Source organism: Streptomyces sp. NPDC019443 (assembly GCF_044389785.1).
Classification (GTDB): domain Bacteria; phylum Actinomycetota; class Actinomycetes; order Streptomycetales; family Streptomycetaceae; genus Streptomyces.
On sequence record NZ_JBIRYJ010000008.1, the window covers coordinates 307,981 to 332,962 of the forward strand.

Consider the following 24,982-nt stretch of genomic DNA (forward strand, 5'->3'; position numbering starts at 1 on the left):
TCCTCATGAACCCCCTCGGCACCGGTGACCCGCTCCGACTGGGCCCGTACCGCCTTCTCGGCGTGCTGGGCGAAGGCGGCATGGGAAAGGTGTATTTCGGTCAGGACAACACCGGACGCACGGCCGCGGTGAAGGTTCTCAGACCCGAACTCGCCCACGACCAGAACCTCGCCCAACGCTTCGTCCGCGAGGCTCAGATGGCACAGGCCGTCACGAGCACGGGCGTGGCACGCGTCCTCGGCGTCCACACCGAAGGCGGACGGCCCTGGATCGCCACCGAGTTCCTGACCGGGCCGACCCTCGACCAGGCGGTGGGCACCCACGGGCCGTTCGACGGCTCGGCCGTACGAGCCCTGGCCGCCGCGATCGCCCGCACGCTGACGGACATCCACACCGCGGGCCTGGTCCACCGCGACCTCAAGCCCTCCAACATCGTTCTGACGTCCTCCGGCCCCCGCGTCATCGACTTAGGTATCGCACGACCCGAACACGGGCTCACCCTCACCACCACCGGCGAAGTCCCGATCACCCCTGGCTACGGCGCCCCTGAGCAGGTGCTGGGCCAGCGCGTCGGTGCTCCAGCCGATGTGTTCTCGCTGGGCGCGGTGCTGGTATACGCCGCGAGCGGGGCCCGGGCTTTCGACGGCGGCCATGTCGCAGCGGTGCAGTACGAGGTCGTCCATGGCGAACCCCAACTGGGCCCCGTACCGGAACAGCTGCGGCCCCTCATCGCCCCGTGCCTGTCCAAGGATCCCGCTTTCAGGCCCACTCCCGGCCAGATCACCGGGGCCTTCGCACCGCCGCGGGGAGCGGACCGGGTGTGGCGTCACGGCCCTCTGGCGAGCGATATCAAGCAGCGTGAGAATACTGTTCACGAGCTGACCACGCTCGTGTCAGGGAGTGGCACTTCCCAGCGAATCTCACGGCGCCGCCTGATCACCACGCTGGCTGTCGGCGGCACCGTACTGGCGGCTGGCGGCGGCTCAGCGGCCTGGTGGATGCGAGGGCGTGAGGAGCGCGACCCCTTCGCCCTTCCGCCCGCCGCCAAGGCACCAGAGGCGCGCCCGCTGTCCGCGACCACGGTCTCCGGCCGGAAGCCCACCCCTCTGTGGGGGCCTTTGCCGGTAATCGCCAAGGAGTCGCCCGGCCCCCTGCCCGTCCGTGATGTCATCGTCGTCGGCGCCAAGAGCGGTGGAATCGCGGCTCACAGTGTCATCGACGGAAAGCGTCGCTGGACGGCACCCGAGGTCGACGTGGCAGGCGGATACCGCTCACTGTCGGACGTGCTGATCGCGGCCGTCGACACAAAGGGAATGCTGGTCACGTTCGTCGCCTCCACCGGCGAGCCCAGATGGAAGGCCCCGGCGGAAGCCAAGAACATTGTCGCAACCGACGACACCGCGGTGTACGTGGCCACCAAGGCCGGCGAACTGCGCAGCATCAGCCGCTCCAACGGCGAGATCCTCTGGACGGTCCGTGTTCCCGTGGATCTCAAGACGAAGTCGCCGACGGGTACTGCTGCACGAGGTCGTCTGGTCGTGGCGTCTGGGGCGGAGGCCGGCGATGTCGTCGCCGTCGATGCGGGCGACGGTCACGAGCTGTGGAAGCTCGGGAACCCATCCTCTATTGACGGCGCACCTGTCAGCCCGGTGATCTCCGGCGACATCGTCTACATCAACGGCGCGACCCTGACTGCGCGCAGTCTCGCCGACGGCAACGAACACTGGGCCTCGAGCAGAATCCTCGATGGCAAGACTCAACCTGCGGGCCCACCTCTCATCCACGGGAACACCGTCTACGTTACGGAAGGGCCCCACATCGGCGGCTACAGCGACGAAGAGGGGACCGAGGAGTGGAAGTCAGTCAAGGACTACTTCATTTACAGCCCGGTTGCCGTCCAGGGCAACGGCGTATTCGCTATCAGCAGCGGGTCTGCCGTGCCTGACGTCAATGTGTGGGCCATCGACCAGGACAGCCGCAAGAAGGCATGGACCTACCCCCTGACCAAGAACGCAGGCAAGTATTGGGTCGTGGGGGACGGCAACCGCATCTTCATCAGGGACGGCGATTCGCTCATAGCGCTGCCGGTGTTCGCATAGGGACCGTAACGAAGGCAGAGTGGCCCCCTTGATCAGCATGCTCGGTCCCCATCCGTGCAGGCCATCGAAGCCCAACTCCCCACGGCCGGGCACGTGGTCACCCGCGACCACGCGGCAGGGTGGTGCCGCGTGGCGGGTTGACGGCTCTGCCTTGTCTGGCTACTGAGCTTTTCGGATTGGGGTGACGTTATGTCGGGGCCGGGATCAGTCCGGTTTCGGTGATGAATCCGTCGAGCAGGCCGGGCCATCGCGCTGCTGGTTCCTCCCGCGTCTGCGGAGAAGGGGCGGCCGACGAGCGCGGTTGGCGCCGTCTTCACCGCGACAGCGTCCGCGTTCGCCGCCCCTCACCCGATGGGTGGTCACCCCGGCCGAGAGACCGCCGGCCATACCGGCAGCCAAGAGGCCGGGGAGATCACCTCCCGGATTTCCGCCAAGGGTGGATCGACTGACGGGTGGTCGGAGCGTTCCGGGCGGCAGCCCCTCACATCACATTCTTCGTGTGATGAGAAAGGGAAGCAGCGTGAGGATTTCGCCGACAGCCGTCGGCGCCAGCGGGACGCTGTGCAAGCAGGCGGAGGCAATGTCAAGGTGCCGACTGGCCTCGTCCAGGGTGGCGGAGCGCCCGCCGGCTTCCTCGATGAGTTCGGCGGCGTGGCGGACGGTGACCTCGTCCAGCGCAGACGGAGATTCCAGGAGCGCGGTGAGGCGCCGGGCTGCAGGGCTGTTCGTGGTCAGTGCGGCGAGGACGGGGAAGGTCTTCTTCCGCCGGCGCAGATCACTGTGAACAGGTTTGCCGGTGACTTCGGGGTCTCCCCACATGCCGAGCAGGTCGTCGACCGCCTGGAATGCCACGCCGAGGTGCTGCCCTGCCTGGGCGAGGGCGGTGACGGTGGACGACGGAGCTCCGGCGAGTACGGCGCCCAGGGCGGCGGCGCAGGCCAGGAGGGCACCGGTCTTGTGGTCCGCCATGGACCGATACTCGTGCGGCTGCACGGCATGCGGGCCTGTCCAGGGTCGGGCCTCGAAGAGCAGGTCCTCCGCCTGACCGTGTACCAGATTGTTCAATGCCTCGGACAACTTCCGTATCGCAGCGACACTGTTGGCGTTCTGCGATGTGGCCAGCGTTTCCAGGGCGAGGGCGAACAGCGCGTCTCCTGCGAGAACCGCAGGCCCTGTGCCGTACGCCTTCCATACGGTCTCCCGCTGCCGACGCGTTTCGTCGCCGTCCATGATGTCGTCGTGCAGGAGCGAGAAGGTGTGGATCAGCTCCACGGCCACCGCGCCGGCGACGGCGCTTTCGCCGGGCGCGCCTGCGGCCTCGGCGCAGAGCACGGTGAGGGCCTGGCGCACGCCTTTCCCATGAGCACCGGATCCGGGCTTGCCGCCCACCTCGCACCAGCCCAGGGAGAACGCGGCCATCTCGCGGGGCCAGGGGTGGAGGCGTTCAATGGCCGCGGCCAGGGCAGGCCGCACGAGTTCCCGGCAGCGGGCGAGGATCTGTGGTGCGGTCGGGTGCGGCGCGGTCGGCTGTGGTGAGGTCGGGTGCGGTGCCGTCGGGTGCGGTGCCGTCTGCACGTCGCTGGTTGCCATCGGCAGGGTCATCGCAGACCGCCTCCCTTGCCCGACCCGGAGGGCATGGGCGGTATTCCGAGGTCGGCCCGGGCCTTGTCGGCCATGTCGCGCGCATGGTGCAGACCGATCCGGTCGAGGTCGAGGCGCAACTCGTCCAGATCCGCGGCCGTCTCCGCCTGGTCCCGCCCTAGCTGGGCCAGTGCCTTGACCAGCCCCAGCCGGGCCAGTGCCTCGCCACGCGGCTCGCTGATGGCGCGGAACTCCGCCAAGGTCTGTTCGTACGCCTGCTGAGCCTCTTCGTAGCGGCGGGCGCGGAAGAGCACGTTGCCGCGCATCTTGTGGTTGTAGGCCAGAGCACTGGTCAAGTGCATCTCCTGGCAGATGAGTTCGGCTTCGGAGAGCAGATCCAGGGCGCGATCCGGCTCGTCGTCCCGTGCGGACACGATGTCGGCGATGCCGCGCAGTGCCCACGCCCGGCCCCGCCTGTCGTCTGCCTTCTCGGCTATCTCAGCCGCTTCCTCGAACATCGCGAGTGCGGTGTCGTACGAGCCGGTGTTCCGGTGTATCTGCGCGATGCCCTCCAGCGCCCACACCGTGTGCCGGGCCTCGCCGCGCCGCCGGGCCTCGGCGAGCAACTGCTCGTGAAGGGCGCGAACGGCCTCGTAGTCGCCCTGGATCCGGCCGGTCTCCGCCATCCCGGCGAGCGAGTAGCCCCGGGCTACGACGTCACCACCGCGCTCGCCCATTTCGGCGGCGAGCCCGAGCAGGCGGCGGGCCAGAGCCAGGGCGCCCCGCTGACGGGCGAGCGTGCCGCCGCTCCACAGCGCCCATGCCATCGCCCCGAGGTCACCGACCGAGCGCGCGGTGCGGTAACTCGCCTTCCAGGCGCGATCGGCCTCCGCGACGTGACCCAGGCGGCGATGTGCTTCCGCGACGGCAAGCCCGGACCGCGCGACCTCCTGCTGGGAACCCGAGAGCTTGGCCTCCCGCAACTGCTCGGTCCCCTTGGCCAGTACGTCGGCCAAGGAGGCGTTCACCGACATTGATTGGAGGGCGCCTTGATATTCGGCGGCGAAGGCCTTGCTGTACATGGGTGCCTTTCTGCTTTTCGGGCTCTGGCCAGGGGTCATGAGAGTTCGTGAGCGAACCGGTCAGAAGGGAGTGTTCGTTGCAGAGGACTTGATGAGGCAGCGACTATACACAGCATCTATACATGCAGTGTATAGATGACCGGTACGAGAGGGCGGAAACCTCTGCCGACACCCCCGCTTCGCTGCCTACGGGGTCTGGAGGGTGCCTGCAGACACCCGTTCCGACTCTTGCCGTTGATCAAGACGTCGATCGTGCTCTTTGCGTTGCTTCTCAATGCGAACGGAAGGTTCCGCACGACGAATCGCCCGCACCGGCTATGGGGAGCCCTCGGGCATGTTCGGGACCGAACGCCCGATGGGGGCGCATGCCACTCCTGTCACGCCGACTCGACCAAGGCCGGTGGTGACGCTCGCCGTTGGGGCGGGACTTGCGGGAGGTGCACTCACTGCCGCCGGACACAACCTCCTCGCGGGCAGCGGCGGCTGGTTCATGCTGGTCAACTCGGCCGCGCCGTCGCCTCGGCGGGTTCGAGGTGGAGCCGGGGGACGCTGCCGGGGTTCGAGGCGCTGCGGCGGCGCGCTACCAAGTCCCCCCGTGCGCCTACTGCCAAATTCCGGAGACTAGCCCAAAAGTGGACACGTCACCCACGGCTCGATACGGTCGAATTGCTGGCGCCCCTGCCAGGGGCGCGCCAAGCCGAGCAGCTGGCGCCACGGCAGAATGCAACGGTCGCAATGGCGCCTCACTCTTGCTCGTGGAGCATTCCAGCCTGCTCCACTGCGGCATCGCGATCTCACCCGACCAAGACGAGTGCCCTCTGCGCACACCTCTCTCCGGGAAATGGGACAACTAGGCGCGCGACAAGATATCTCGCACTAGCCCTGAGCCCCATGGTCGCAGCGGCAACCCTGACACTCGCGCCAGCGGTGATGGCGCAGGGAGTGGCTGCCAACCATCCTTCAGTGACCTCGGAGCAGGATGAGGCGCTGACGGCGGGAAGTGCGCAGCTCGCGCTGACGAAGAAGCCGACGAAGAAGCCGACGAAGAAGCCGACGACGACGAAGACGCCCACGCCGTACTAGAAGACGTGCGCCGAGCGGCTCGCCGACCAGGTCCTGGGCCTACATCACGACGTGGTTCAACGACGGAGCGCCGCCGACACAGGTTGCGGGGAGCGGCAGGTCCGGTCTCGCGCGCGGGTTGCCCGGGGGCGTATCTCGGACCTGAAGGCGGTCATCGAGGCCGGGTGGCCCTACGCCCGCCCCGTCAGCGGGGGCGGGCCGCGGCACAGCGTACGCAGGTGCTCGCCGCCGGGCGCACCTCCAGACGTTCCGCCGGGATCGGCTCGCCGCATTCCTCGCACCGCCCGTAGTCGCCGTGCTCCAGCCGTTCCAGCGCCCGATCCAGATCGGCCAGGTGGTCGCGCGCCTGTGCCAGCAACGCGGCGACATGGGCCCGCTCAAAGGCAGTGCTCGCCCCCTCCGGGTCGTGCTCGTCGTCGATCGCCACCAGGGCATTCGCCTCGACGATCCCGTCGAAGTCACGGCTCAATGCCGCGATCTGGGCGCTGGTGCCGGCACGTTCGGCCGCCAGTCGCTCGCGGACGGACTCACGCCCGGGCGGGGGGAAGTCGGCATCCGGGGACGAATCGCTCACCAATATGCCAACGTCAGCACCTCGGTTCGCATTCCGCGCACCCCGCGCCTGGGGTGCCGAGAATCCGGTCCATGGCCTGTGACGTGCGGGTTCTCGCGAGTGGCCGCCGGTCGCTGAATAGGTGTGTCAGACCGGTCGATCGTGCCGCTGCGACTGGCTGGTGACTTCCACCGAATCGCTCGCCGGGACCCATGGGCGTCGGCTTCGGCACACGCGCCGTATAGGGAATTGAGACTCTAGGCCTGGAACGAGCGGTGCAGCTCCTCGGCCGGCATGACCAACCGGTGCGCCTCGGCCAGGTCAAAGCTGCCGACGGGGCATGGGTCTTCATGCTCTTCCTCACTGAGGACGGCTCCGCGCTCGTGGCATGCACCGGTGTACGGCAGAACGGTGAGAGATCCCCGCCTTAAGGAGCGAGGTTGGGCCGCGTGTTTGCTGACCTGCGCGCTCCCTGCCCAGGCCGGTCCTGACCTGAGCAACCGTCAGACGCCCGGATTCCCCGAGGCTTCCCGCCCCTTCTGGCACGCCCGTGGCACTGACTGTTCCTCTCGACGCCAACCACCGGTGGGGCGGTTGCTGAGGTCTGCCGGGCTGGTCGCCCGGGCGCGGTAGCGATCGCCTTCGGTCATAAGTGGCGGATGCTCTTGCGCGCCGGAGGTGGCGGCCGTACGCCCACATGGACGGACGGCCGCCGAAGCCCGGCGGGGCGGGGTCCTGCGGTCCTAGTTGGCCAGCCAGTCCGTGAGGGTCACGGGACGGTCGGTGAGCACCCGGAGGTTCCCACCGTCGGCGGCGTCGACGACATAGGCGCCGTTTGTGCCGGCGAAGTCGTCGACGGCGGTGAAGGCGATCCGGTTGCCGTCGGGGGAGAAGACCGGGTTCTGGATGCCGGAGAGGGGCATTGGCCACTGCGGCTCGGTGGCGGCGCCGGTCGCCACGTCCGTGATGCGCAGACCGTGCCCGGTGGAGTGGACGACGCGCTGTCCGTCGGGGGACCAATCGACCGGCGTCGACAATGCCTGGTGGTCGGTTGTGAGGGCGCGGACCTCGCGGGTGGCCAGGTCCAGGATGTAGATGTCGGAGCCGTACTCCCAGCCGTTAGGCGTCTCGTACGAGGTGGCCTTCAGGAAGGCGATGCTTCGGCCGTCCGGGGAGAACGTGCCGCGGCTGCCGAAGGTGAGCACCTCAGCACCGGTGCCGTCCGTGGCGATCCACTCCAGGCCGCGTGGGCTGTCGTAGACGATCCGCTTACCGCTCGGGGACCAGTCAGGGTGTCCGACGTACGGCGCGGTGGCGTCTTCGGGCTGGACGCCCTCGGCCAGGACGCGCCGGTCACTGCCGTCGGCGTCGGCGATCACCAGGTCGCGGGCGTACATGCAGCCCTCGTCCTGCGGTATGCACGTGTCCCGGCGTTGGATGTACGCCACCCGGGAGCCCTTGGGCGAGAGGACCCCGTCCTCGGCGGCCTGGGCGAACGTGGTGGTGACGGAGCCGGTCGCCGGGTCCAGCGCGACGGTGGCGGGCGACCCTGCAGAGTAGTCCGTGGCGGTGATCCGGCCCGCCTCCACTGTTCCCCTCGCGCTGGCGGTCCCCGCCAGTGACAGGCTTGTCGTAACCGCAAGCCCGACTGTCAACGCAGCGTGTGTGAAGCGCACATGCGCTCCTTCCTTGATTCCGTGGACCGGCCGTACCGGCCCCGCTGAAGACAGCGCAAACCGATCAAGAAACGTCACGCGATGTGGAATACCGGCGGGCGGTGCTGAGGTCTGCTGGGCTGGTCAGTCGTGGCTCTGGGGCAGATGATGATGTCGGTTCCCCAGATCCGAAGGAGCATCGGATGGCGATCGAAAGCGTCTCTCCCTACCTGCGGTACGACGACGCAGATGCCGCGCTGGACTGGATGGAGCGGGTCTTGGGCTTTACCGGCGCGGTCCGCTGGCGCGACGACTCGGGGCGGACGTTCGAGGCCGATATCTATGCCGGTCCGGCGAAGATCGGGATCAGCGGCGGCGGTACGAGCGACGACGGGAAGAACGCCATCCTCATCGTGCATGTCGACGACGTCGAAGCACACTTTGAGCGGGTTCGTGCCGCAGCCGACACCGAGGTGGCTCCCCCCGGTGGACCAGCCCTACGGGCCGCGGACCTTCACCATCACTGACCCCTGGGGGTACCAGTGGAACTTCTGGCAGGGCGAAGCCACGCCACCCGAGTGATCAGCAAACTATGCGATCGAGCCAGACGCGAGCGGGAGAGGCATGCCCGGCCTCGGCGGAGTCCTGATGACTGAGTCAAGGCGTGCTGAATACGCGAGCGCGGGGTGGGGGTTCAGGAAGCCCTGTCCGTGCGCGTGAGCGCGTTCGGGCGATCCAAGTAGTCGCGGCCTGCTGATTCCTTGGCGTAGTCGCGATTGACGATCGCGGCCACTTCCTGGCTGACCATGAGGAGCGAAGGCAGCGACTGCCGGTCGCTCTTGAGCGCCCATTCTGGGCGGGCAACAGGGTCCCAGTGCTGCTCTCCGCGCACGTACGCCCGCTGCACTCGGGACAGCTCAAGGATCACCAGAAGCGCATCGAGGCCGGAGGAGACCTCCCCGACCTGCTCCACGGGAACTGAGCCGTCCCGCAGAACTTCGACACGTAATCGACAGAGCGAACCGCAGAAACCCCGGTACCAACCGGACGCCGCCGGACCCACTCCGTGATCACTCGGGGTGGGTCCGCTGCTTACGCCCCGGCTACGCCAGTCTCGCTACACTGCCCTGACCTGCAAAAAAGCCCTCCGCGGGGGAGGGCCGTACACCGGTCGGGAAGAGCGCCCCCGGCAGGACTCGAACCTGCGGCCAAGCGCTTAGAAGAGAGTGGTCCTGTTCTGGGTAGCCACGGCCCTGACCTGCTGCTTAGGGGCTCAAGAGGGATACACCGCAGCCTTCGCTACCGCCCATCCACCGGAGGGCAGGATTCCGGCCTACTCCGGTTGAATGCCGCGGGAGTGCGGGAGGGAGCGTGACCCACCGGTGCCGCCCTCAACACGCTCTTCAATCTGGCGTGTGCCGGGCTCGGATCACCGTTGCCTGTTCCCGGGCCGCCTTGGCTGCAGTCCGCGCTTGAAGCTGATCGCTCTCGTACAGTAGGAGGCTGGCCAGCGACTCCAGCACCGCAGCGATTTGCTCCCGCCAGGCCGCGTACGCGGCCCAGTCGACTTCGTCCGGCTTCAGCGACCGCACCCGCCTCAACTCTCTGAGAGCAGCCTTGAGTGCGGGGTCTATCGAGCTTGCCAAGACGCCTTCTCACATTGGGGTGAGGTCGAATCCTACGACCCGGCGTCTGAGCTTGGGAATCACCGGCCGTTGGGGCTGAAACACCCGCTGACCTTGGCAACAGTCGGAAATGGGCTATGCGCTGGGCCCGCTCTAGTGACCGTGATTGACCAGTGCTCCCCGCCCTATCTGGTGCGGTAGTCGGTGTCCGATCGCCTGGGGCGGTCGCGAGCACGGCCCCTCTTGACCGTCGTCGAGGTCTGCCGGGCTGGTCTGTCTCGAAGGCCGCCGTCGACAGAGTGCCGACGCGGTGGTTGTCCACCTTCCCTTCTGTCAACATGAGTGACTCATTGTCATCGCAGTGCAGTTGGGGGTCGGGCGTGGCAGTTCCCAAGTTCCACCAGTTCATGCTGCCGATTTTGCGCCACTTGGGCGACGGTGAGCCCAGGCACTGGCGGGAGCTTCGCGAGAAGTGCGTGGCCGAGTTCGGTTTGTCCGACGAGGACCGGGTCGAGGCCACTCCGGGCGGGCGACAGCGGCTGGATAACCGCGTGTTGTGGGCGAACACATACCTCTTCCAGGCTGGCCTTGTGCATCGTCCCCGGCGCGGACAGGTACAGATCAGCGACCGTGGGCAGAAGGTGCTCCATGAACGACCGCTGATGATTGACCTCGACTACCTCGCGCGCTTCCCCGAGTACCAGGAGTTCCGGAATCGAACCAGGCAGCAGGACGGCGACGAGCCAGCTGCCGATGCTGAGGTGTCTGAGCAGGTGACGCCGCTGGAGAGCATGTCAGCGGCGGTTGCGCAGTCCACGGCAGCGCTACAGGGCGAGATTTTGCGGCGCGTTCTGGCGCAACCGCCCGAGTTTCTGGAACATCTGGTACTCAAGTTGCTTACGGCGATGGGCTATGGGGGCCAGGCCGGCGCCGTTGAACACCGTGGTCGATCACATGATGGTGGTATCGATGGCATCATCCGACAGGATCCGCTCGGCATTGACCGGGTCTACCTGCAGGCCAAGCGGTACACCGAAACAGCCGTCGGGCGGCCGAGCGTGCAAGCGTTCGTCGGGGCCCTTCACGGGGTGCAGGCTGACCGCGGGGTCTTCATCACCACGAGCACGTTCAGCCCGGAAGCCCGTGAATACGTCGAGCGCATCCCGAACCGGATCATCCTCATCGATGGCGCGCGGCTGGCGGAGCTCATGGTCTTGTATGACGTGGGGGTGCAGGTGGAACAGACATTCACCCTGAAGCGCATCGACGAGGATTTCTTCGAATAGTCCACGACCCTGCTCAGTGACAAGACCGCTGACGGGCACGCTTTCCAGGTCTGTTGGTGGGTTGCTGCGGTTAGTGCGGGGGCGTTCACCTCTGTTCATGGGTGGTCGGCACGTGGAGCGGACCGGCCCTTGATCTAGTCTGAACGGCCGTGAACGGGGCTGAATGAGACGGAAACTGAGACGGCCGAGCGAGCCACTAGGCCCCAGACTTGCCTTCGGCTTGCTCGGCCGCGCCGATCACATGGCCCATGACGACCCGCGTGTACTCCCACAGCGCTGCCAGCAGCTCCGTGGCGCCGAACGTACGGCCATCGGCCAAGACGACCTGGACTTGAGCCGTGAGGTTGTACTGCCCCTGGACGGATTTGATGCGGCCGTTAGTCCGATGCCGGAGCAAGACAGCACCATCTTCAAACGGAGCAACCATCACCTCGGTGTCGGGCGGGACGCTAGCGGTTGCCCCTTCCTCGGTTTCGAACTCGACCGCTGGGGCGTGCTGGATGGTCTGAGTTGCCAGATAGGGCTTGACCTGCAGGTGGTGCTTGGTGCTGTTGTCTAGGTTGCGCAGGATCAGTAGCAGGTCTTCACCAAGGGTGCCGCCGTGCTCGAGACGCTGGAACGGTTGAAGCTGCTCCAGAGCGTCATGGCACCAGTCGGGCAAGCAGGCCAGCGCCTTTTGGCGGCTCATCCACTCCTTGGGTGTGCCGCAGATGGGGAACATGAGCGCCTTGAGCTGCTTCCCGTCCGTCACACCAGACTGCCGCGCGATGGCCACGACCAAGTTGTCCACGACCGCCCGCAGGTGGTTGACCGCTTCACCGAAACGGAAGCCCCATCCGGCAAGCCGGGGAGACTGAGATATCTGGAGCCGCAGTTCCCAGCTAAGACGGTCTTCGGCGATGCTGGCCCGGGCGCTATATGGGTTACTGCCGCCCCAAGCCTGCATGTCGGCCAACAACTCCGCTCCAAGCTGATGCGCTCGCGCCAATCGGCCTATTTGGTCGGTGAAGTCCACTTCGCACCCTAACTGCCGTTATATGGCGCCATTTTACTGTTGCCTATCAGCCCGGTGCCATCGGTTTTGCGAGGCTGGGCACCCGGCCGCATGCGCAATCAGAAGCCTTCTGTGCCATCCGACCCCGAGCAAGGCAACAAGACCTCAGCTTGGGAAGATGGATCGCTGCTTTGCTGGCGCCGACCGAGAACGCTTCCTGCTGGTCAAGAGGTTTTAGCGACGCCGTGTCTGCTGACGGGTGTCTGCGCTCCCAGATGCTCCGATTGACCGTGGCTGACCGCTCGTTCTGGCACGCGGGCCCGGGCCGCCGCCGACACCTGCCTTGTAAGTTCGATCTGATAGCCGTCGCCCCTGGTCCCGCCATGGGCGAAGGCGCTGCTGACAGCCGCTGGATGCTGCAGTCCGCCGTCGTTGATGTCAGCCGTGGATGTCAGGACCGGACGAGCTGACGGGGCAGGGGTCCAGGGCATCGTCTGGGTCGTCGGCCCGCCTCTTCACGTCTAGCGGGCATCGCTCCGCAGCCGATTTCTGAATACCCGCACCGCCGACCCCGACTGGATCCTAAGCTACCTTCATGGGGACTTTCACACCTGAAGAACTGACGGCAGAGTTTCAGGCAAGAAGGGGAAACTTTGCAGAGCTGTGCGAGGAATTGAAGTTCAGCCTGACCAGGAAATTGAATGAAGCTGGAATTAAATTCCATTCAATCACTGCGCGAGTTAAGGAACTCGAAAGCTTCTTGGAGAAGGTCGAAAGGAAGGAGTATGCTGACCCTTTCGTTGAAGCGGAGGATCTGGCCGGAGCGCGAGTCGTCTGTCTATTCATGAACGACCTCGATCGTGTTGACAGTGTCATATCATCCATCTTCGAGGTTCTCGGGAAGGAGGACAAGGTTAATGAGGGTGAGGTATCTGCATTCGGGTACATGTCCCATCACTATATTTGCCGCCTGTCCGATCGGTACGCGGGTGAACGTTACGACGGTCTCAAGAGACTCAAGTTTGAGATCCAGGTGCGAACGATCCTGATGGACGCATGGGCGAACATGTCGCACTACTTGAGCTACAAGAATGAGCAGAGCATCCCCAAGGGACTCGTGAAAGAGTTTCACGCCCTGAGTGCCCTCCTGTACATCGGCGACCGGCAGTTTGAGAACCTTTTTAGGTCATCTTCGCAATCCGCTGCATTCGCTAAGGAGCAGGTTCTGGAGAGTCCTGAAATTCAGGAGCTAGAGGTTAACGCGGATACAATTGAAGCCCTATTGGAGAGGATTTTTTCGGACAGAGAACCCTCCACGGCCGAGGCGGTTTCTGAATTTGTCTCGGAGCTTCACGCGAATACCTACTTTGACCTTTCGGTTGTCGATCAAATACTTCGCGAGAGGAAAAGTGAAGCAGAATCCAAGGAAAAGAACGCGCATATTGTATCGAGCAAGGGTAAGCCGAAAAATAAGGGGAACTATTACAATCGAGTCGGCATAGCTCGCACGGCAGTCGACATTCACGATTCCTCTTTCGCTCAATATCGAAGCCGTAAGTCTCGAGAGAGGGCGGAAAGGCGGAAGTTGGAAGAAGAGGGCCAAGCGACAACGGACTAGGTCGGCGTAGCGGCTTTGGGCGGGAGCTGCCATGGGGCGAGAGATCGGGGCCCGTAAGCTTCCCGCGACTCGGGCAGTCTCTGGACCTGCCCGCAATAGCCCGATGTGGGCCCCGATCTTCGAGGCTCGCCCCCATGGTGGCTGCGTAAAGCCGCGGAGTCGGCCGCCCCAGCCACGTGCCGACCCTGGTTCTCACCTTGTCCAAGTCGTCTCGCTCCAGCCGCGCGACCGGCGTAGCCGGGGACGGAGCGGGGCGGAAACACGAGCGTCGTCCCCGGCGGTGACGCCGGGGAGCGCGCGGCGAGCGGAGCGAGCCGCCTTGATGGCGTACGGAAATTCTTACGCAGGGAGGAAGCCGGGCTTTGTCCGCCCGAGCTCCTGTAGCTGGCTCAGGTAGTCGAGGGCTGCGGGCTCTTGGCTGTATCGATCACGGACGACTGCGGCTAGTTCGCGGCTGGTCATGATGAGCGAGGGGACGGATTGGCGGTCGCCCTGGAGGGCGCGTTCGCCGTGGATTAGGGCCTGTTCGAGGTCGCCCTCGCGGGCCGCGGTGACGCCCAACGTGACCCGGGCTTCTGCGTTGCGCATGGGGGAGCGCTCCGTGCCGTCGAAGTCTGTTCCTGCGCGCAGGACTTCGTCCGCGAGGGTGCGGGCGAGCTTGTCCTCGCCGACCAGGCGGTAGCAGTCCATCGCGTAGAAGTCGAACTTGGCGGGGTCCACGACGAAGTGGTTGTCCAGGTTCTCCGGGTGGGGGAGGCCTTCGAGGAGGCGCCGGCCCCTGTCGAGGGCGACTTCGACTTGGCGGCGGTCGCCCAGGCGCGCCCACGCCTTGGCCTCCTGGGCAGCCAGCTGCACGGCGACGCTGTGGTGGGTGGCAGTCTCCGTCCCGGCCTGGGCAGCCGTGATTACGCCGCGGTAGTCGCCCGTCGTGAGTGCGAACCATGCGCGCATCTCGTGCGCCCATCCCGCGATCTCTGCGTGGTCCGACTCAGTAGCTAAAGACAAGGCAGCTCGCCGGGTGGACTCTGCGGCATGGCGGTCGGCTGAGTCGTACTCGACGCAGCCCACCAGGAGCGCGAGCCAGCCGGAGAGAGCAAGCACCTCGCGGTGCTGGGCCAGAGTGAGGCTCTTCGAGTGGAGCTCGACGACACGGCGCAGCCACTGCCGGCCCTCGATGAGAAGCTGCTCGCTCGGCATGAACGGGTACTCCGAGCACAGTCTGTCCGTGGTGATCCGCAAGGCATCGAGCGTCGCGTTGTCGACGTCCGAGCGGTTCAGGCGGCTGACGATCTCCAAGGTCTCCATGCCACTCGCGGCAAGGATCTCGCTGTTGCCGTCGCGCCGACCGGGAGCAGGGAAGAGCGCGTGCGTGACCGTGCCGAAGAGTGCCGCGATGATCGGGCGGTAGAACTCGCTGGGGAGCGAGCCGGATTCCCACCGCTTCCACTGGCGGATCATGCTGTCGTCCGCCGGCAGCTCGGTTGGGGCGTGGGCTCGCAGGGCGCGCACTGCGTCACGCTGTGACCAGTCGCGGGCTGCTCGCTCGGCTGCGATGCGCCGTGCCCATGCGGGCCTGTCGTCGCTCATTCGCCCTCCCTCGGGTGCGTACTGCGAGTCTGCCGCGCTCGCCGGGGGGACACGCAAGAGGACAGCTGGGGGACATCGCGGTGTCCCCGTGCCTCAACTGGTGCCCCCAGCTCTGTCACTTATTGCCGGGCGGCCCCCTCCTGCATGGTGTCCCCAGTTCACGCACCACCCGAAGCGGCGCGCTCTTCAAGGTGCGCCACACGTTCGGCCAACGCCTGAATCTGGGAGCGGATTTCCTTGATGTCCTCGACAACATCCGGCTTAGCGTCGCCGGCGTCGTCCTCATCGGTCGCGATGAAGTACCCGCGATTGCCCGCGGAGAAGATCAGCCCTTCGGTCACCAGCATGCGCAGCGCCTTGTTCAGGGTCTCCCCGGCGATCCCGAACTCTTCCGCCAGGCGCCGACTGGGCGGCAGGCGGCCGTCCGAGTACCGGCCTGCGGTGATGCGTCTGCGCAGTTCATCGGCGGCCTGCACGGATTTGGGCCGGGGGTCGTTGGCGGCAAGGCTCATGCCCCCGAGCGTATCGACCTAGAGCGCTCTGCAACGCCCTGCCGCACAAGTCTTGTGATCTAGTGCGCACTAGTGCAATCTAAGTCGTGCGCGGTCGTCTCCGGCCAAGAGAACCCGGCCGCGGCATCGAGTCCTGTCCCGATCAAGCACAGGAGCATTGATGAAAGCGTTCGTTGCTGGTCATGAGGCCGTGACGGCCCATGACTTCGCCGAGCTGTCGCTCGGCTTGGACGTCGAGTTATTCGCCGGCTCACCTGGTGAATCCCGCCGGGACCGGCGCGTACGACTGGCCGTTGCTCGGGAAGCTCTCGCGGAGCTTCTTGAGGCGGGGGAGTCGGACGAGCTGGTAGCCGGCGTCGCCGGCCTGGCGCGGTCCCTGCTTCGCGGCAGGGCCGCGCGGTGTCGGAAGGCGGTGGCCTGATGCATGGGCTGATCGCTGGAACGCGTAACGGGCACCTGTCGGCGCGGCCGTCCGGAGCCTGGGTGCTTGGCTTCGAGCTGACGCCCAATCCGGGCCTCGCCGCGGCGCTCTGCAAGGGGATCGAGCCTGAACTCTTCTTCCCGGAGCGCGGCGACCGTCGTACGGCCGCCCTTGCGCGGGAGATCTGTGCGCAGTGCCCGGTTGCGGAGGCCTGCCTGGCTGATGCCCTTGCCAGCGAGGGAAGTGCCGGGCATGCCCAGCGCTTCGGGATCCGCGGTGGTACCACTCCCGAGGAGCGGTTCGGAATCTACCGGCGAAGCCGGAAGACGGCTGCGGAGGAGCCCACGGACGAGTCAACCCCGGTGGTACAGGTGGTACCTCGTCCCCGCTCCGCCGATGCGGCCAAGGGGGCGGCAGCATGAAGCGCCCCGAGGTGCCGGCGCTGGCGAAGGCGGAGAAGATTCTACTCGGCACGGTTGCCGTGACAGCGGCCGGAGTTGGTGCGCTGGGACTGGCATCGTCGTTCGAGGCGGTGTCGGCTGCTGGCGCGAGGTGGGGCTTCGCCACACCGTGGATGCTTCCCGTCGGCATCGACATCGCCATCCCGGTCTTCACTGCCGCCAATCTGCTGCTGATCCGGGTGAACATGCCGTTGGCGTGGGTGCGGTTCGTCCCGTGGGCGCTGACGCTGGTGACGTGCTGGCTGAACGTCGCTGCCGGGCACTCGCTCTCCGCGAAGGTTGCGCACGGCACGATGCCGCTGCTGTGGGTCGTTCTCTCGGAGATCGCCGCGCACGTGTACGCGGTCCGGATCGGCGTCGCGACCGGCCGTCGCATGGAGAGGATCCGGCGCTCGCGGTGGCTGCTCGCACCCGTCAGCACGTTCGCGCTGTGGCGCCGCATGACGCTGTGGGAAATCACGTCGTACAGCGACGGGTTGGCCCGCGAGCGCGAGCGGCAACTCGCTCGCGCGGACCTGCGCGACCGGCACGGCCGACGCTGGCGGTCCGAGACGTCGCGCCGTACGCGCGTACTGCTCAAGCTAGGTGAGCTTGCCCCGGCAGGCGCTCCCACCGCAGAGCCTGAGGCAGAGCGCGCGTCCGTGGAGGAGCCGCTGGTCCCGCCCAACAACCCCCCTGCCGCGGCAAAGCCGGTCAAGGCAGAGCCCAAGCCGCGAACGAAGCACGTCGCCGCAGCTCGCAAAGCGGCTGCGCACACGGCACGCGCGAGCGACCCCGAAGAACAGAACGTGGCTCGCGAGTGGGTCGCCGAGCAGCTGCGCGCGGGCCGTGACGTCGCCTGGCGGCAACTGGCTACTGAGTCCGGGCGCGGGGAGACCTGGTGCCGCGCGCGGATCCGCGAGGCCAAAGAGATGGTGACCGCTCCTGACTCGCAACCCCCGTCGTCGGAGCGGCACGGCATGCGCCTGGTGCCCGTCGGCGGCGACTGAGCCCGGTCGACCGAGACTGCGTCGCCCCCATCGCGCGCCACCACCGAGGAACAGAGCGCCGCCCGATCTACATCCACGTCCATCGAGGAGTTCTGCTGTGACCAGCCAGACCGTTCCGACCGCTTGGCCCGCTGAGGCGCTGTACCGGTTCCTGACCATCGTGGGGGCCACCGTCGACATCGTGCCGCAGCCGGCCGGGGGCTTGCCGGGCCAGCACGCGGCCGTGTGCCGCGGCTGCGACGCCGACTACACCTACGCCGTCGGCGTGAGCTACGACCTCAAGAAATGGGCTCAGGGCCACTCCGAGACCTGCCGAGCTCTGCCCCGCCCCACCACCTGACCTCGTCAGCGTCCACCCCCGCGGGCCCGGACGGTCGGCCGTCCAAAGCGCCGTCCGGGCCCCTTCCAACCCCGTGTCCCAGGGAGGGACTTTCAGTGAATCACGACGACGAAAACGACCTTTTCAATCGATTGGAATCCGAGTTAAGCCCCGGGCCCGACTCTGGTGGAGACGTGGTCGACCTGGAGTCGGCCCGCGCCGCCCGTGGCGAGACTGTCGACGAGCCCGCAGCGGAGCCGGCCACCCAGTCCGGGCGTGAGTCGGCCGACTGGCAAGACGACGACCGGCCGCGCATGGTCGACGGACCGCAGCCCAAGGACCCGGGCCTGATGGGCCAGGCACGCGAGGCGAAGCGGCGCCCGGTGCTGCCCTCGTGGCTGCGGTCCTGGAGGGAGATGAATACCGCCGCGGCCTGGCTGCTCGGCTACCTGTGGCACATCGCTGCATTCCACGCGGTGCGCTCACCGGCGTACGCGGGCCGTCTCATCGCTCGTACGCCGCGCGGCATCAGCCGGAGCCTGCGCGGCTGGCGGCGGTGGGTCGCGGATGCGGAGTCCGCACCGCTGCGGCATGCCGAGGCGTTCAGGGAGCGCACGGAGGAGTACCTGAAGCTGTCGCGTCAGCGGGACCGGCGCGTGCGCTGGCGCGGTGCGGTCTCCGCGGTGGTGTTCCCGTTCGTGCTGACCGGGGTTCTGCTGCTCGTGTTCGCCGCTCCGTTCTGGTCCCAACTGGCGGCCGCAGCCATGGCGGTGAGTGTGTTCGGAGTCGTCGGCACGCCAGCGGACACGCCGCTGGCGCAGCACGCGGTGGTGAAGGCGGAGGCCCCGAAGCTCACTGCCTCGATCGTGCTGACCGCGCTGGGCGCGTTGGGCAACGACAAGCTGAACGCCGCCATCAAGAACGGCACCGGAATCCGCTTCACCTCGGAGATCCACCGGGACGGGCCCGGGTACCGCGCGGACATCGAGCTGCCGCACGGCGTGACCGCCGAAGACATCATGAACAAGCGCGAGGCCTTGGCGTCCGGTCTGCGGCGCAAGCTGGGCTGTGTGTGGCCGATGCCCAACCCGGACGACCACGAGGGCACCCTGATCCTGTGGGTGGGCGACAAGCCGATGAACGAGACCAAGCGTCCGGCATGGCCGCTCGCAGCGTCCGGCTCGGTCGACTTGTTCAAGCCCGTGGCGTTCGGTAACGACCAGCGCATGAGCTGGGTCAGCGTCTCCCTGATGTTCGTCTCCATCGTGGTCGGCTCGATCCCCAGGATGGGCAAGACGTACCTGATGCGGCTGTTCCTGCTCATCGCCGCACTCGATCCGCGGGCGTGGCTGTACATCTTCGACTTCAAGGGCGGCTCGGACTACCGGCCGCTGGAGAAGGTCTCTCACCGCTGGCGTTCCGGTGAGGACGACGAGGACGTCAAGTACTGCCTGGACAGCCTGCTTGAGGTGAAGGACGAGTTGGGTCGCCGCGCCAAGGTGATCAAGTCTCTGCCGCTCAAGCGCTGCCCGGAATCCAAGGTCACGCCGGAGCTGGCGTCGGACAAGTCCCTTGGCCTGCACCCCATCGTGGTGTCGCTGGACGAGTGCCAGAAGGCGTTCGAGCACAAGAAGTACGGTGCGCAGATCACCGAGATCGGCGAGGACCTGGTCCGCCGCGGTCCGGCGTTCGGCATCATCGCGATGTTCGGCACCCAGCGCCCGGACAAGGACTCCATCCCCAAGGGCATCAGCGCGAACGCTGTGCTGCGCTTCGCCCTCAAGGTCACGGGCCAGATGGAGAACGACATGATCCTCGGCACCTCGATGTACCGCGCGGGGTACCGGGCCACGATGTTCTCGTTCAAGCGCGACAAAGGCGTCGCGTGGATGGCGGGCGAGATGGACGAGCCCACCATCGTGTGCGGCACCGAAGTCGACGCCGTCAGTGCCGAGAAGATCAGCCTGCGGGCGCGCAAGCTGCGCGAGGCCTACGGCAACGTCACCGGCTACGCCACCGGCGAGGACATGGCGCCCGACCCCGCCGCCGGCGTCGACCTGCTCGCCGACATCATCACAGTCACCAGCGACGACGAAGCCAAGTCCTGGAACGAGACCACCGTGGACCGCCTCGCGGAATTCCGCCCCGAGGTCTACGGCACCTGGGCGGAGCTGAAGGCGGAGGAGAAGACCGCGCACTTGACCGCGGCGCTGAAGCCATACGGCATCAAGACCGACCAGGTCGGTCGCCGCATCGACGGTAAGCCCGTCAACAAGAAGGGTTTCGAGCGCGCCCACATCGTCGCAGCGATTGCGGAGCGTGACCGAAAGCGCGAGGCGAGCTGACCGCTCGGGGCCGCTAGCGATAGCGGCGCCGCTCGCTAACGTTAGCGGTCCCGATAGCGGCCCAAACCTCACCTGATCAGGTCGCTAGCGGATAGCGGCCCACCTGCGGAAACCCGTCAAACCCGCCGTGGAGGCCCGTCGTGCCCTCAGTGCCCCTCGCTATCGCCTGCCTACTCGTCGTCACTCTCGGTTACGTCGCGGTGTGCTCGGTCAGCCCGTTCGGCCCGTGCCGCAAGTGCCGCGGCTGGGGCTTCCAGATGAAGACCGACCGCAGGGGACGCCTCAAGCGCGGCAAGAACTGCCGTCGCTGCAAGGCCACCGGCCGCCGAATACGCGTCGGCCGCTGGATCTACAACCGCGCCTCACGGCTCTACCGCGAGAGCGCCCCTACCGGCCGCAACCCTCGCCCGAAGGAGTCTCGATGGTCCTGACCCTCTCGCTCGTCCTGCTCTTCGGTGTCCTGCTCGCACTGCTGCTGCGCTTCAAGGCGCTCGGAGCCGGGGCCGCAGCAGTGGCCGTGCTCTTCGGCTTCTACCTCGCCGACACCGACGCCCGATCCACCGTCAACGACCTGACCACCGCCGTCATCAACGCCATCAGCAGCATCGACAGCTGAGGAGCCGGAACGTGAACGAGCAGACCACCGCCCGCCACTGGCTCGCCGCCGTAGCGCCGAAAGCGGCGCCGGTGCTGGCCACATCCACGCTGCTGATCCTGGGCCGGATCTGGAACGCCAACGGTGCCGAGCACTCCGTCGGCAACGCCGCTTTGATCACCGTCCTCGCGATCGGAGCCGCGGCCGCCGGCGCCTTCGCCGCTGTCGGCCGCTCCGGGGGTGACGGAGTGCTCGCCGGAACGGCGTTCGCGACCTCCGGCAGCCTCGCGCTCGCCGGAGTCGCCGGATACGCAGACGGCCTCTCGCTGCCACTCCTGCTGTGGGCACTGGCCACCGCTGTTGCGTACGGCGTCGCCGCCCGCCACTGGCGCACCGACCGGCGCGACACCGTGGCGTACGAGCGACACACCAGCGAGCGGCGCGAAGTACACGCCCACATCGAGCGAGTCGCAACCCTTCGGGCCCGGACACAGATCGAAGTGGCCCGCGAGGCCTCCACCTACGCCACCGCGCTGGCTGAGGCGATGACTGGCCGCGCGGCACTGCCGGGCTTCGACCCGGCTTCCCTCACCCGCGCAGGACTCCCCGAACTCCCCGCCATCTACGAGATCACCAAGGAGAACTGACCGTGTTCGACGACACCAGCGCAAAGGACCTGGCGACCCAGGCCGCCGAGAAGATTCGCCAGCTCAACCACGCCACTCAGGGCGCCAAGGGTGAGCTGACCTACCCGGGAGACGCGTACGAAGTGGTCGCATCGCTCAAGTGCCTCACCCAGCGTCTGCCGCAGAGCTTCGACCAGCTCTCCGACTTCCTGGAGACGTTCGCCAGGACCGGATCGGTAACCGCGGACTACGGCGTACCGGATGATCACCTTGCCGAGGCCTGCTCCGCCCTCGCCTCCGCCGCGATGGTCGCCCAGACCCTCAGCGAGTACTTGGACCGCGCCCACAGCGCACTCGCCCCGCTCGGCTACGACGCCACCGGACGTCAGCCCGCCCCGGTGCCGCGGTGGCCGGCCCCGGAGACTGCGTACGCGCTCGCCCCGAACATCACGAGTGAACTCGGCTGGACCGACTACGACTCCGTCGGACGCCCCACCGGCGCACTGCTCGGACGAGAGCTCTGGCTCCGCAAGGCCGCCGTCCTGGACCGCGTCGCGCTCGCTGAGGACCAGGACCAGAGCGGCGACGCAGTCGAGTTGGCCACCGAAGCAGCCCGACGGCTCATCGAGTTCGACCGGGCCGGAGAGGACCAGTACGCCGGGGTGCCGCACGGGCCCGATCACCCCGACACCAAGGCCAACCCGCGCGCCTATGTCCGCCAGGAGTACGCCGCCTGGCAGCGGCACCAGTAGGTAGGCCCGGGGCGGGTGTCTCCGGCCAAGGAAACCCACCCGCCCCGGCTCTCCAGTCCCGATCACGAAACAGGAGAACTCCAGCATGCCGCAGCTCAGCGGAGACGGACAGCTCGGGGCAGCGCTTCAAGCTGCCGCACGAGGCTGGCACGTCTTCCCCCTCACCCCGGGCAGCAAGCGACCCGCCGTCCGCGACTGGGAAAGCCGTGCCACCACCGACCCTGACCACATCTCCCGGTGGTGGCGAGAGGGGCCGTACAACGTCGGACTGGCCACCGGTCCCTCTCAGCTCGTGGTCGTCGACCTCGACACCCCGAAAGGCGACGACGACGTTCCGCCGCCGGATTGGGCACGGCCCGGCATCACGGACGGAACCGACGTGCTCGCCCTGATCGCGGAGCGCCGTGAGCAGCCGTACCCCAGCGGCACGTTCACCGTCCGCACCGGCCGCGGCGGAAGCCACCTGTACTTCCGCGCACCGGCCGGACAGCAACTGCGCAACACCGGCGGCAAGCTCGGATGGAAGGTCGACACCCGGGCGGCCGGCGGTTACGTGGTGGCCGCGGGCAGCATCGTTGACGGCCGCCCGTACGAGACCGTCCTCGACACAGCGCCCGTCGCGCTGCCGGGCTGGCTCGCCGATGCCCTCACTACACAGCTCGCACCGCCACCGGTCCGTATGCCCTCCACGGTCCCCGGCCGCCGTGCCGTCGGTCTGGTGAGGACGGTCCTGGAAGCGGGGGAGGGTGAGCGGAACAACCGCCTCTATTGGGCAGCCCTACGCGCCTACGAGAACGGGGCAGAAGCGGCGGACCGCGTCGCCGCCGCTCTGGTTGATGCAGCGGTCAGCGTCGGTCTGCCTGAGCGCGAAGCTCGCGCCACCGTGGCCTCTGCCGAGCGCCGGATCCGGGGCGTGCGATGACCAGTACGGACAAGGCAAAGGAACTGCTCGCTCAGAACGGTGTCGACCCAAACTCGAAGGACAGCGGCAAAGGGCCTTCGCAGGCCTCGCAGCTGGTCGCCCTCGCCCGGCAGCGCTTCGACGTCTTCATGTCGGACGACGGCCGCCCGTACGCCGTCACCAAGGGAGGCCCGAACATCGCGCTGCCTCTGCGCGGAAAGGCCGGCCTCCGGTCTCAACTCGCTCGGCTCTACACCGACGCCACTGCCGGAAACGTGCCCTCGCAATCCGCGCTCGCGGACGCCATGACCGTGCTCGAAGGCGTCGCCGCGATCGCCGAACCGTGCACTCCGCAGCTGCGCAGCGCCCGCCACGGAGAACACATCGTCGTCGACCTCGCCACGCCCGACGGCCGCTGTGTCCTGGTCGGCCCGGACGGCTGGGAGCGAAGCCCGCGCTCCCCGGTCCTGTTTCGCCGCTCCGGAGCAATGAAGGCGCTGCCGGCCCCGGTGCGGGAGGGCGACGGACTCGCCAAGTTCCGGAGCTTGATGAATACCAGCGAGGAAGGATTCCACCTGCTCACTGCTTGGCTCGTCTCATCCTTCATTCCGGACCTGCCCCACCCGATCCTCACGTTCCGAGGCGAGCAGGGCACCGGAAAGTCGAAGGGCGCGGCGATGGTCATCGGCATCGTGGACCCGTCCGGAGCACCGAAGCGCACCGCCCCGCGTGATGTGAAGTCGTGGGCGACGCAGGCCTTCAACTCATGGGCCCTGTGCATCGACAACGTCTCGTACATTCCCGACTGGTTCTCGGATGCGCTCTGCCGCGCCGTCACCGGTGACGGGATCGTCGACCGCGCGCTCTACACCGATGACGACGTCGTCGTTCTCGAATTCCGCCGGGTACTGGCCATGACCACCATCGACGCCGGCGCTCTCGCGGGCGACCTCGCCGAACGGCTGCTGACCATCGAGCTGCACACCATCCCGGACCGAAACCGCCGGGAGGAAGCCGAGCTTGACCGCGCGTATCGCGACGCGCACCCGAGCATTCTCGCCTCGCTCTTCGACCTGCTCGCAGAGGTCCTGCGGGTCCTTCCCGACGTCGAACTCACCCACCGGCCGCGCATGGCCGACTTCGCCCGCGTCCTGGCGGCCGTCGACCACGTCACTGGCTGGGACACCCAGGGCAGTTACCGCGCCACGGCCGCGGACGCGGTGGCCGATGTCCTCGAAGGCGAGCCGTTCGCTCGCGCGGTCGTCGACCTCGTACGCGCCGCTGGACCTGCCGGAGTGTGCATGACTGCGGCCGACATTCTCGGGAAGATCGCCACTCCGGAAAAGCTGCCGCGGAAGTGGCCCAAGGACGCCACCCGCGCCGGCGGTCAGCTCAAGCGACTGGCACCCGCATTACGTGCGATTGGCTACGACGTCGACGACACCCAGAGGGAGACAGGGGGTAACCGGTCGCGGCTCTACCGCATCACGTCCGTAGAGAGTCACTGCAATTCAGCACCCGGAGCGCCCGCAGCACCCGGGAACGCTGCTGACCACCATGAACGCGCGGGCGCTGAGACTGCCCTCAGCACCCGCACAGCACCCGACGTGCACCACCAGCACCCGCTACCGGGTGCTGCGGGCGCTCCTCCGGGTGCTGGGAGTACGCCAGCACCCGGAGCCACCTCCCCGCCTGAGCTGGGCGAATCCCCCCTCGCGGGTGCTGCGGGCGCTCCGGGTGCTGGGATGCGCCATCTCTCTGCTCAGGTCCCGTCGACGATCACGCTCTGTGGTGCCTGCCGGACCCCGCTCGACCCCGCATTCGCTGCCGCGGGTGACACCACTCATCCGTGCTGCGACGCGAGCGAGGGAGGCCTGGCATGAGCAATTCCACCGAAG

At 67.2% G+C, this 24,982-nt stretch carries 23 protein-coding genes; 15 read left to right on the top strand and 8 right to left on the bottom strand.

Features of this window, described 5'->3' with window-relative positions:
• Positions 1-5 precede the first annotated feature (5 nt).
• Positions 6-2,099, top strand: coding sequence for a PQQ-binding-like beta-propeller repeat protein (locus ACH492_RS25540; protein ID WP_398990002.1), 2,094 nt, complete (start codon positions 6-8; stop codon positions 2,097-2,099).
• 486 nt (positions 2,100-2,585) lie between these two features.
• On the opposite strand, the gene ACH492_RS25545 is transcribed toward ACH492_RS25540, so the two are convergent.
• From ACH492_RS25545 to ACH492_RS25560, 4 genes are all read right to left on the bottom strand, one after another.
• Positions 2,586-3,701, bottom strand: a complete 1,116-nt coding sequence (locus tag ACH492_RS25545; RefSeq protein ID WP_398990003.1) for a polyprenyl synthetase family protein — start codon at positions 3,699-3,701, stop codon at positions 2,586-2,588.
• Positions 3,698-4,762 carry a tetratricopeptide repeat protein gene (locus ACH492_RS25550; protein WP_398990004.1) on the bottom strand — a complete coding sequence of 355 codons (1,065 nt, stop codon included), beginning with the start codon at positions 4,760-4,762 and terminating at the stop codon, positions 3,698-3,700. Before ACH492_RS25550 ends, ACH492_RS25545 begins: the two co-directional genes overlap by 4 nt.
• Positions 4,763-6,029: 1,267 nt before the next feature.
• On the bottom strand, positions 6,030-6,419 hold the full coding sequence (locus tag ACH492_RS25555) for a TraR/DksA family transcriptional regulator (protein ID WP_398990005.1): 390 nt from the start codon (positions 6,417-6,419) through the stop codon (positions 6,030-6,032).
• Between the two features lie 722 nt (positions 6,420-7,141).
• The gene (locus ACH492_RS25560) at positions 7,142-8,074 is read right to left on the bottom strand and encodes a hypothetical protein (RefSeq protein ID WP_398990006.1); all 933 of its coding nucleotides are present in this window, start codon (positions 8,072-8,074) and stop codon (positions 7,142-7,144) included.
• 182 nt (positions 8,075-8,256) lie between these two features.
• On the opposite strand from ACH492_RS25560, the gene ACH492_RS25565 reads away from it, so the two are divergent.
• On the top strand, positions 8,257-8,580 hold the full coding sequence (locus ACH492_RS25565) for a VOC family protein (protein WP_398990007.1): 324 nt from the start codon (positions 8,257-8,259) through the stop codon (positions 8,578-8,580).
• Between the two features lie 167 nt (positions 8,581-8,747).
• On the opposite strand, the gene ACH492_RS25570 is transcribed toward ACH492_RS25565, so the two are convergent.
• On the bottom strand, positions 8,748-9,026 hold the full coding sequence (locus ACH492_RS25570; protein ID WP_398990008.1) for a hypothetical protein: 279 nt from the start codon (positions 9,024-9,026) through the stop codon (positions 8,748-8,750).
• 1,032 nt (positions 9,027-10,058) lie between these two features.
• Between ACH492_RS25570 and ACH492_RS25575 the strand changes: the two genes are divergently transcribed.
• A complete protein-coding gene (locus tag ACH492_RS25575; protein ID WP_398990009.1) occupies positions 10,059-10,964 on the top strand; it encodes a restriction endonuclease in 906 nt (301 codons plus the stop codon).
• Between the two features lie 196 nt (positions 10,965-11,160).
• Here ACH492_RS25575 and ACH492_RS25580 read toward each other — a convergent pair whose 3' ends face one another.
• Positions 11,161-11,979, bottom strand: coding sequence for a hypothetical protein (locus ACH492_RS25580; protein WP_398990010.1), 819 nt, complete (start codon positions 11,977-11,979; stop codon positions 11,161-11,163).
• A 574-nt stretch (positions 11,980-12,553) separates the two neighbouring features.
• Between ACH492_RS25580 and ACH492_RS25585 the strand changes: the two genes are divergently transcribed.
• On the top strand, positions 12,554-13,576 hold the full coding sequence (locus tag ACH492_RS25585; protein WP_398990011.1) for a GTP pyrophosphokinase family protein: 1,023 nt from the start codon (positions 12,554-12,556) through the stop codon (positions 13,574-13,576).
• 339 nt (positions 13,577-13,915) lie between these two features.
• Here ACH492_RS25585 and ACH492_RS25590 read toward each other — a convergent pair whose 3' ends face one another.
• Together ACH492_RS25590 and ACH492_RS25595 are read right to left on the bottom strand one after the other, a co-directional pair.
• Positions 13,916-15,163 (bottom strand): XRE family transcriptional regulator, encoded by a 1,248-nt coding sequence (locus ACH492_RS25590; RefSeq protein WP_398990012.1) that lies wholly within the window; start codon positions 15,161-15,163, stop codon positions 13,916-13,918.
• Between the two features lie 158 nt (positions 15,164-15,321).
• Entirely contained in the window at positions 15,322-15,675 is a 354-nt protein-coding gene (locus tag ACH492_RS25595; RefSeq protein WP_398990013.1) for a winged helix-turn-helix domain-containing protein, read from the bottom strand.
• 160 nt (positions 15,676-15,835) lie between these two features.
• Between ACH492_RS25595 and ACH492_RS25600 the strand changes: the two genes are divergently transcribed.
• From ACH492_RS25600 to ACH492_RS25650, 11 genes are all read left to right on the top strand, one after another.
• Positions 15,836-16,096, top strand: coding sequence for a hypothetical protein (locus ACH492_RS25600; protein WP_398990014.1), 261 nt, complete (start codon positions 15,836-15,838; stop codon positions 16,094-16,096).
• Positions 16,096-16,518, top strand: coding sequence for a WhiB family transcriptional regulator (locus ACH492_RS25605; protein WP_398990015.1), 423 nt, complete (start codon positions 16,096-16,098; stop codon positions 16,516-16,518). The genes ACH492_RS25600 and ACH492_RS25605 overlap by 1 nt, the downstream gene beginning before the upstream one ends.
• Positions 16,515-17,546, top strand: coding sequence for a DUF2637 domain-containing protein (locus ACH492_RS25610; RefSeq protein WP_398990016.1), 1,032 nt, complete (start codon positions 16,515-16,517; stop codon positions 17,544-17,546). The genes ACH492_RS25605 and ACH492_RS25610 overlap by 4 nt, the downstream gene beginning before the upstream one ends.
• A 97-nt stretch (positions 17,547-17,643) precedes the next feature.
• Positions 17,644-17,886, top strand: coding sequence for a hypothetical protein (locus ACH492_RS25615; RefSeq protein WP_398990017.1), 243 nt, complete (start codon positions 17,644-17,646; stop codon positions 17,884-17,886).
• Positions 17,887-17,981: 95 nt separating this feature from the next.
• On the top strand, positions 17,982-20,210 hold the full coding sequence (locus ACH492_RS25620; protein ID WP_398990018.1) for a cell division protein FtsK: 2,229 nt from the start codon (positions 17,982-17,984) through the stop codon (positions 20,208-20,210).
• 140 nt (positions 20,211-20,350) lie between these two features.
• Positions 20,351-20,641 (top strand): hypothetical protein, encoded by a 291-nt coding sequence (locus ACH492_RS25625; protein WP_398990019.1) that lies wholly within the window; start codon positions 20,351-20,353, stop codon positions 20,639-20,641.
• Positions 20,632-20,826, top strand: a complete 195-nt coding sequence (locus ACH492_RS25630) for a hypothetical protein (RefSeq protein WP_398990020.1) — start codon at positions 20,632-20,634, stop codon at positions 20,824-20,826. The genes ACH492_RS25625 and ACH492_RS25630 overlap by 10 nt, the downstream gene beginning before the upstream one ends.
• A gap of 11 nt (positions 20,827-20,837) precedes the next feature.
• Positions 20,838-21,452: a hypothetical protein gene (locus ACH492_RS25635; protein ID WP_398990021.1), complete on the top strand. Its 615-nt coding sequence runs from the start codon at positions 20,838-20,840 to the stop codon at positions 21,450-21,452.
• A gap of 2 nt (positions 21,453-21,454) precedes the next feature.
• Positions 21,455-22,183, top strand: coding sequence for a hypothetical protein (locus ACH492_RS25640; protein WP_398990022.1), 729 nt, complete (start codon positions 21,455-21,457; stop codon positions 22,181-22,183).
• Between the two features lie 85 nt (positions 22,184-22,268).
• Entirely contained in the window at positions 22,269-23,105 is an 837-nt protein-coding gene (locus ACH492_RS25645) for a bifunctional DNA primase/polymerase (RefSeq protein ID WP_398990023.1), read from the top strand.
• A complete protein-coding gene (locus ACH492_RS25650; RefSeq protein WP_398990024.1) occupies positions 23,102-24,967 on the top strand; it encodes an ATP-binding protein in 1,866 nt (621 codons plus the stop codon). The genes ACH492_RS25645 and ACH492_RS25650 overlap by 4 nt, the downstream gene beginning before the upstream one ends.
• Positions 24,968-24,982: the final 15 nt, after the last annotated feature.

Bases quoted from the DNA above. Each gene is read 5' to 3' on its own strand.
- ACH492_RS25550 (WP_398990004.1), bottom strand. From the start codon at position 4,762: ATGTACAGCAAGGCCTTCGCCGCCGAATATCAAGGCGCCCTCCAATCA.
- ACH492_RS25540 (WP_398990002.1), top strand. From the start codon at position 6: ATGAACCCCCTCGGCACCGGTGACCCGCTCCGACTGGGCCCGTACCGC.
- ACH492_RS25590 (WP_398990012.1), bottom strand. From the start codon at position 15,163: ATGAGCGACGACAGGCCCGCATGGGCACGGCGCATCGCAGCCGAGCGA.
- ACH492_RS25565 (WP_398990007.1), top strand. From the start codon at position 8,257: ATGGCGATCGAAAGCGTCTCTCCCTACCTGCGGTACGACGACGCAGAT.
- ACH492_RS25645 (WP_398990023.1), top strand. From the start codon at position 22,269: ATGCCGCAGCTCAGCGGAGACGGACAGCTCGGGGCAGCGCTTCAAGCT.
- ACH492_RS25595 (WP_398990013.1), bottom strand. From the start codon at position 15,675: ATGAGCCTTGCCGCCAACGACCCCCGGCCCAAATCCGTGCAGGCCGCC.
- ACH492_RS25585 (WP_398990011.1), top strand. From the start codon at position 12,554: ATGGGGACTTTCACACCTGAAGAACTGACGGCAGAGTTTCAGGCAAGA.
- ACH492_RS25610 (WP_398990016.1), top strand. From the start codon at position 16,515: ATGAAGCGCCCCGAGGTGCCGGCGCTGGCGAAGGCGGAGAAGATTCTA.
- ACH492_RS25650 (WP_398990024.1), top strand. From the start codon at position 23,102: ATGACCAGTACGGACAAGGCAAAGGAACTGCTCGCTCAGAACGGTGTC.
- ACH492_RS25600 (WP_398990014.1), top strand. From the start codon at position 15,836: ATGAAAGCGTTCGTTGCTGGTCATGAGGCCGTGACGGCCCATGACTTC.
- ACH492_RS25545 (WP_398990003.1), bottom strand. From the start codon at position 3,701: ATGACCCTGCCGATGGCAACCAGCGACGTGCAGACGGCACCGCACCCG.
- ACH492_RS25605 (WP_398990015.1), top strand. From the start codon at position 16,096: ATGCATGGGCTGATCGCTGGAACGCGTAACGGGCACCTGTCGGCGCGG.
- ACH492_RS25630 (WP_398990020.1), top strand. From the start codon at position 20,632: ATGGTCCTGACCCTCTCGCTCGTCCTGCTCTTCGGTGTCCTGCTCGCA.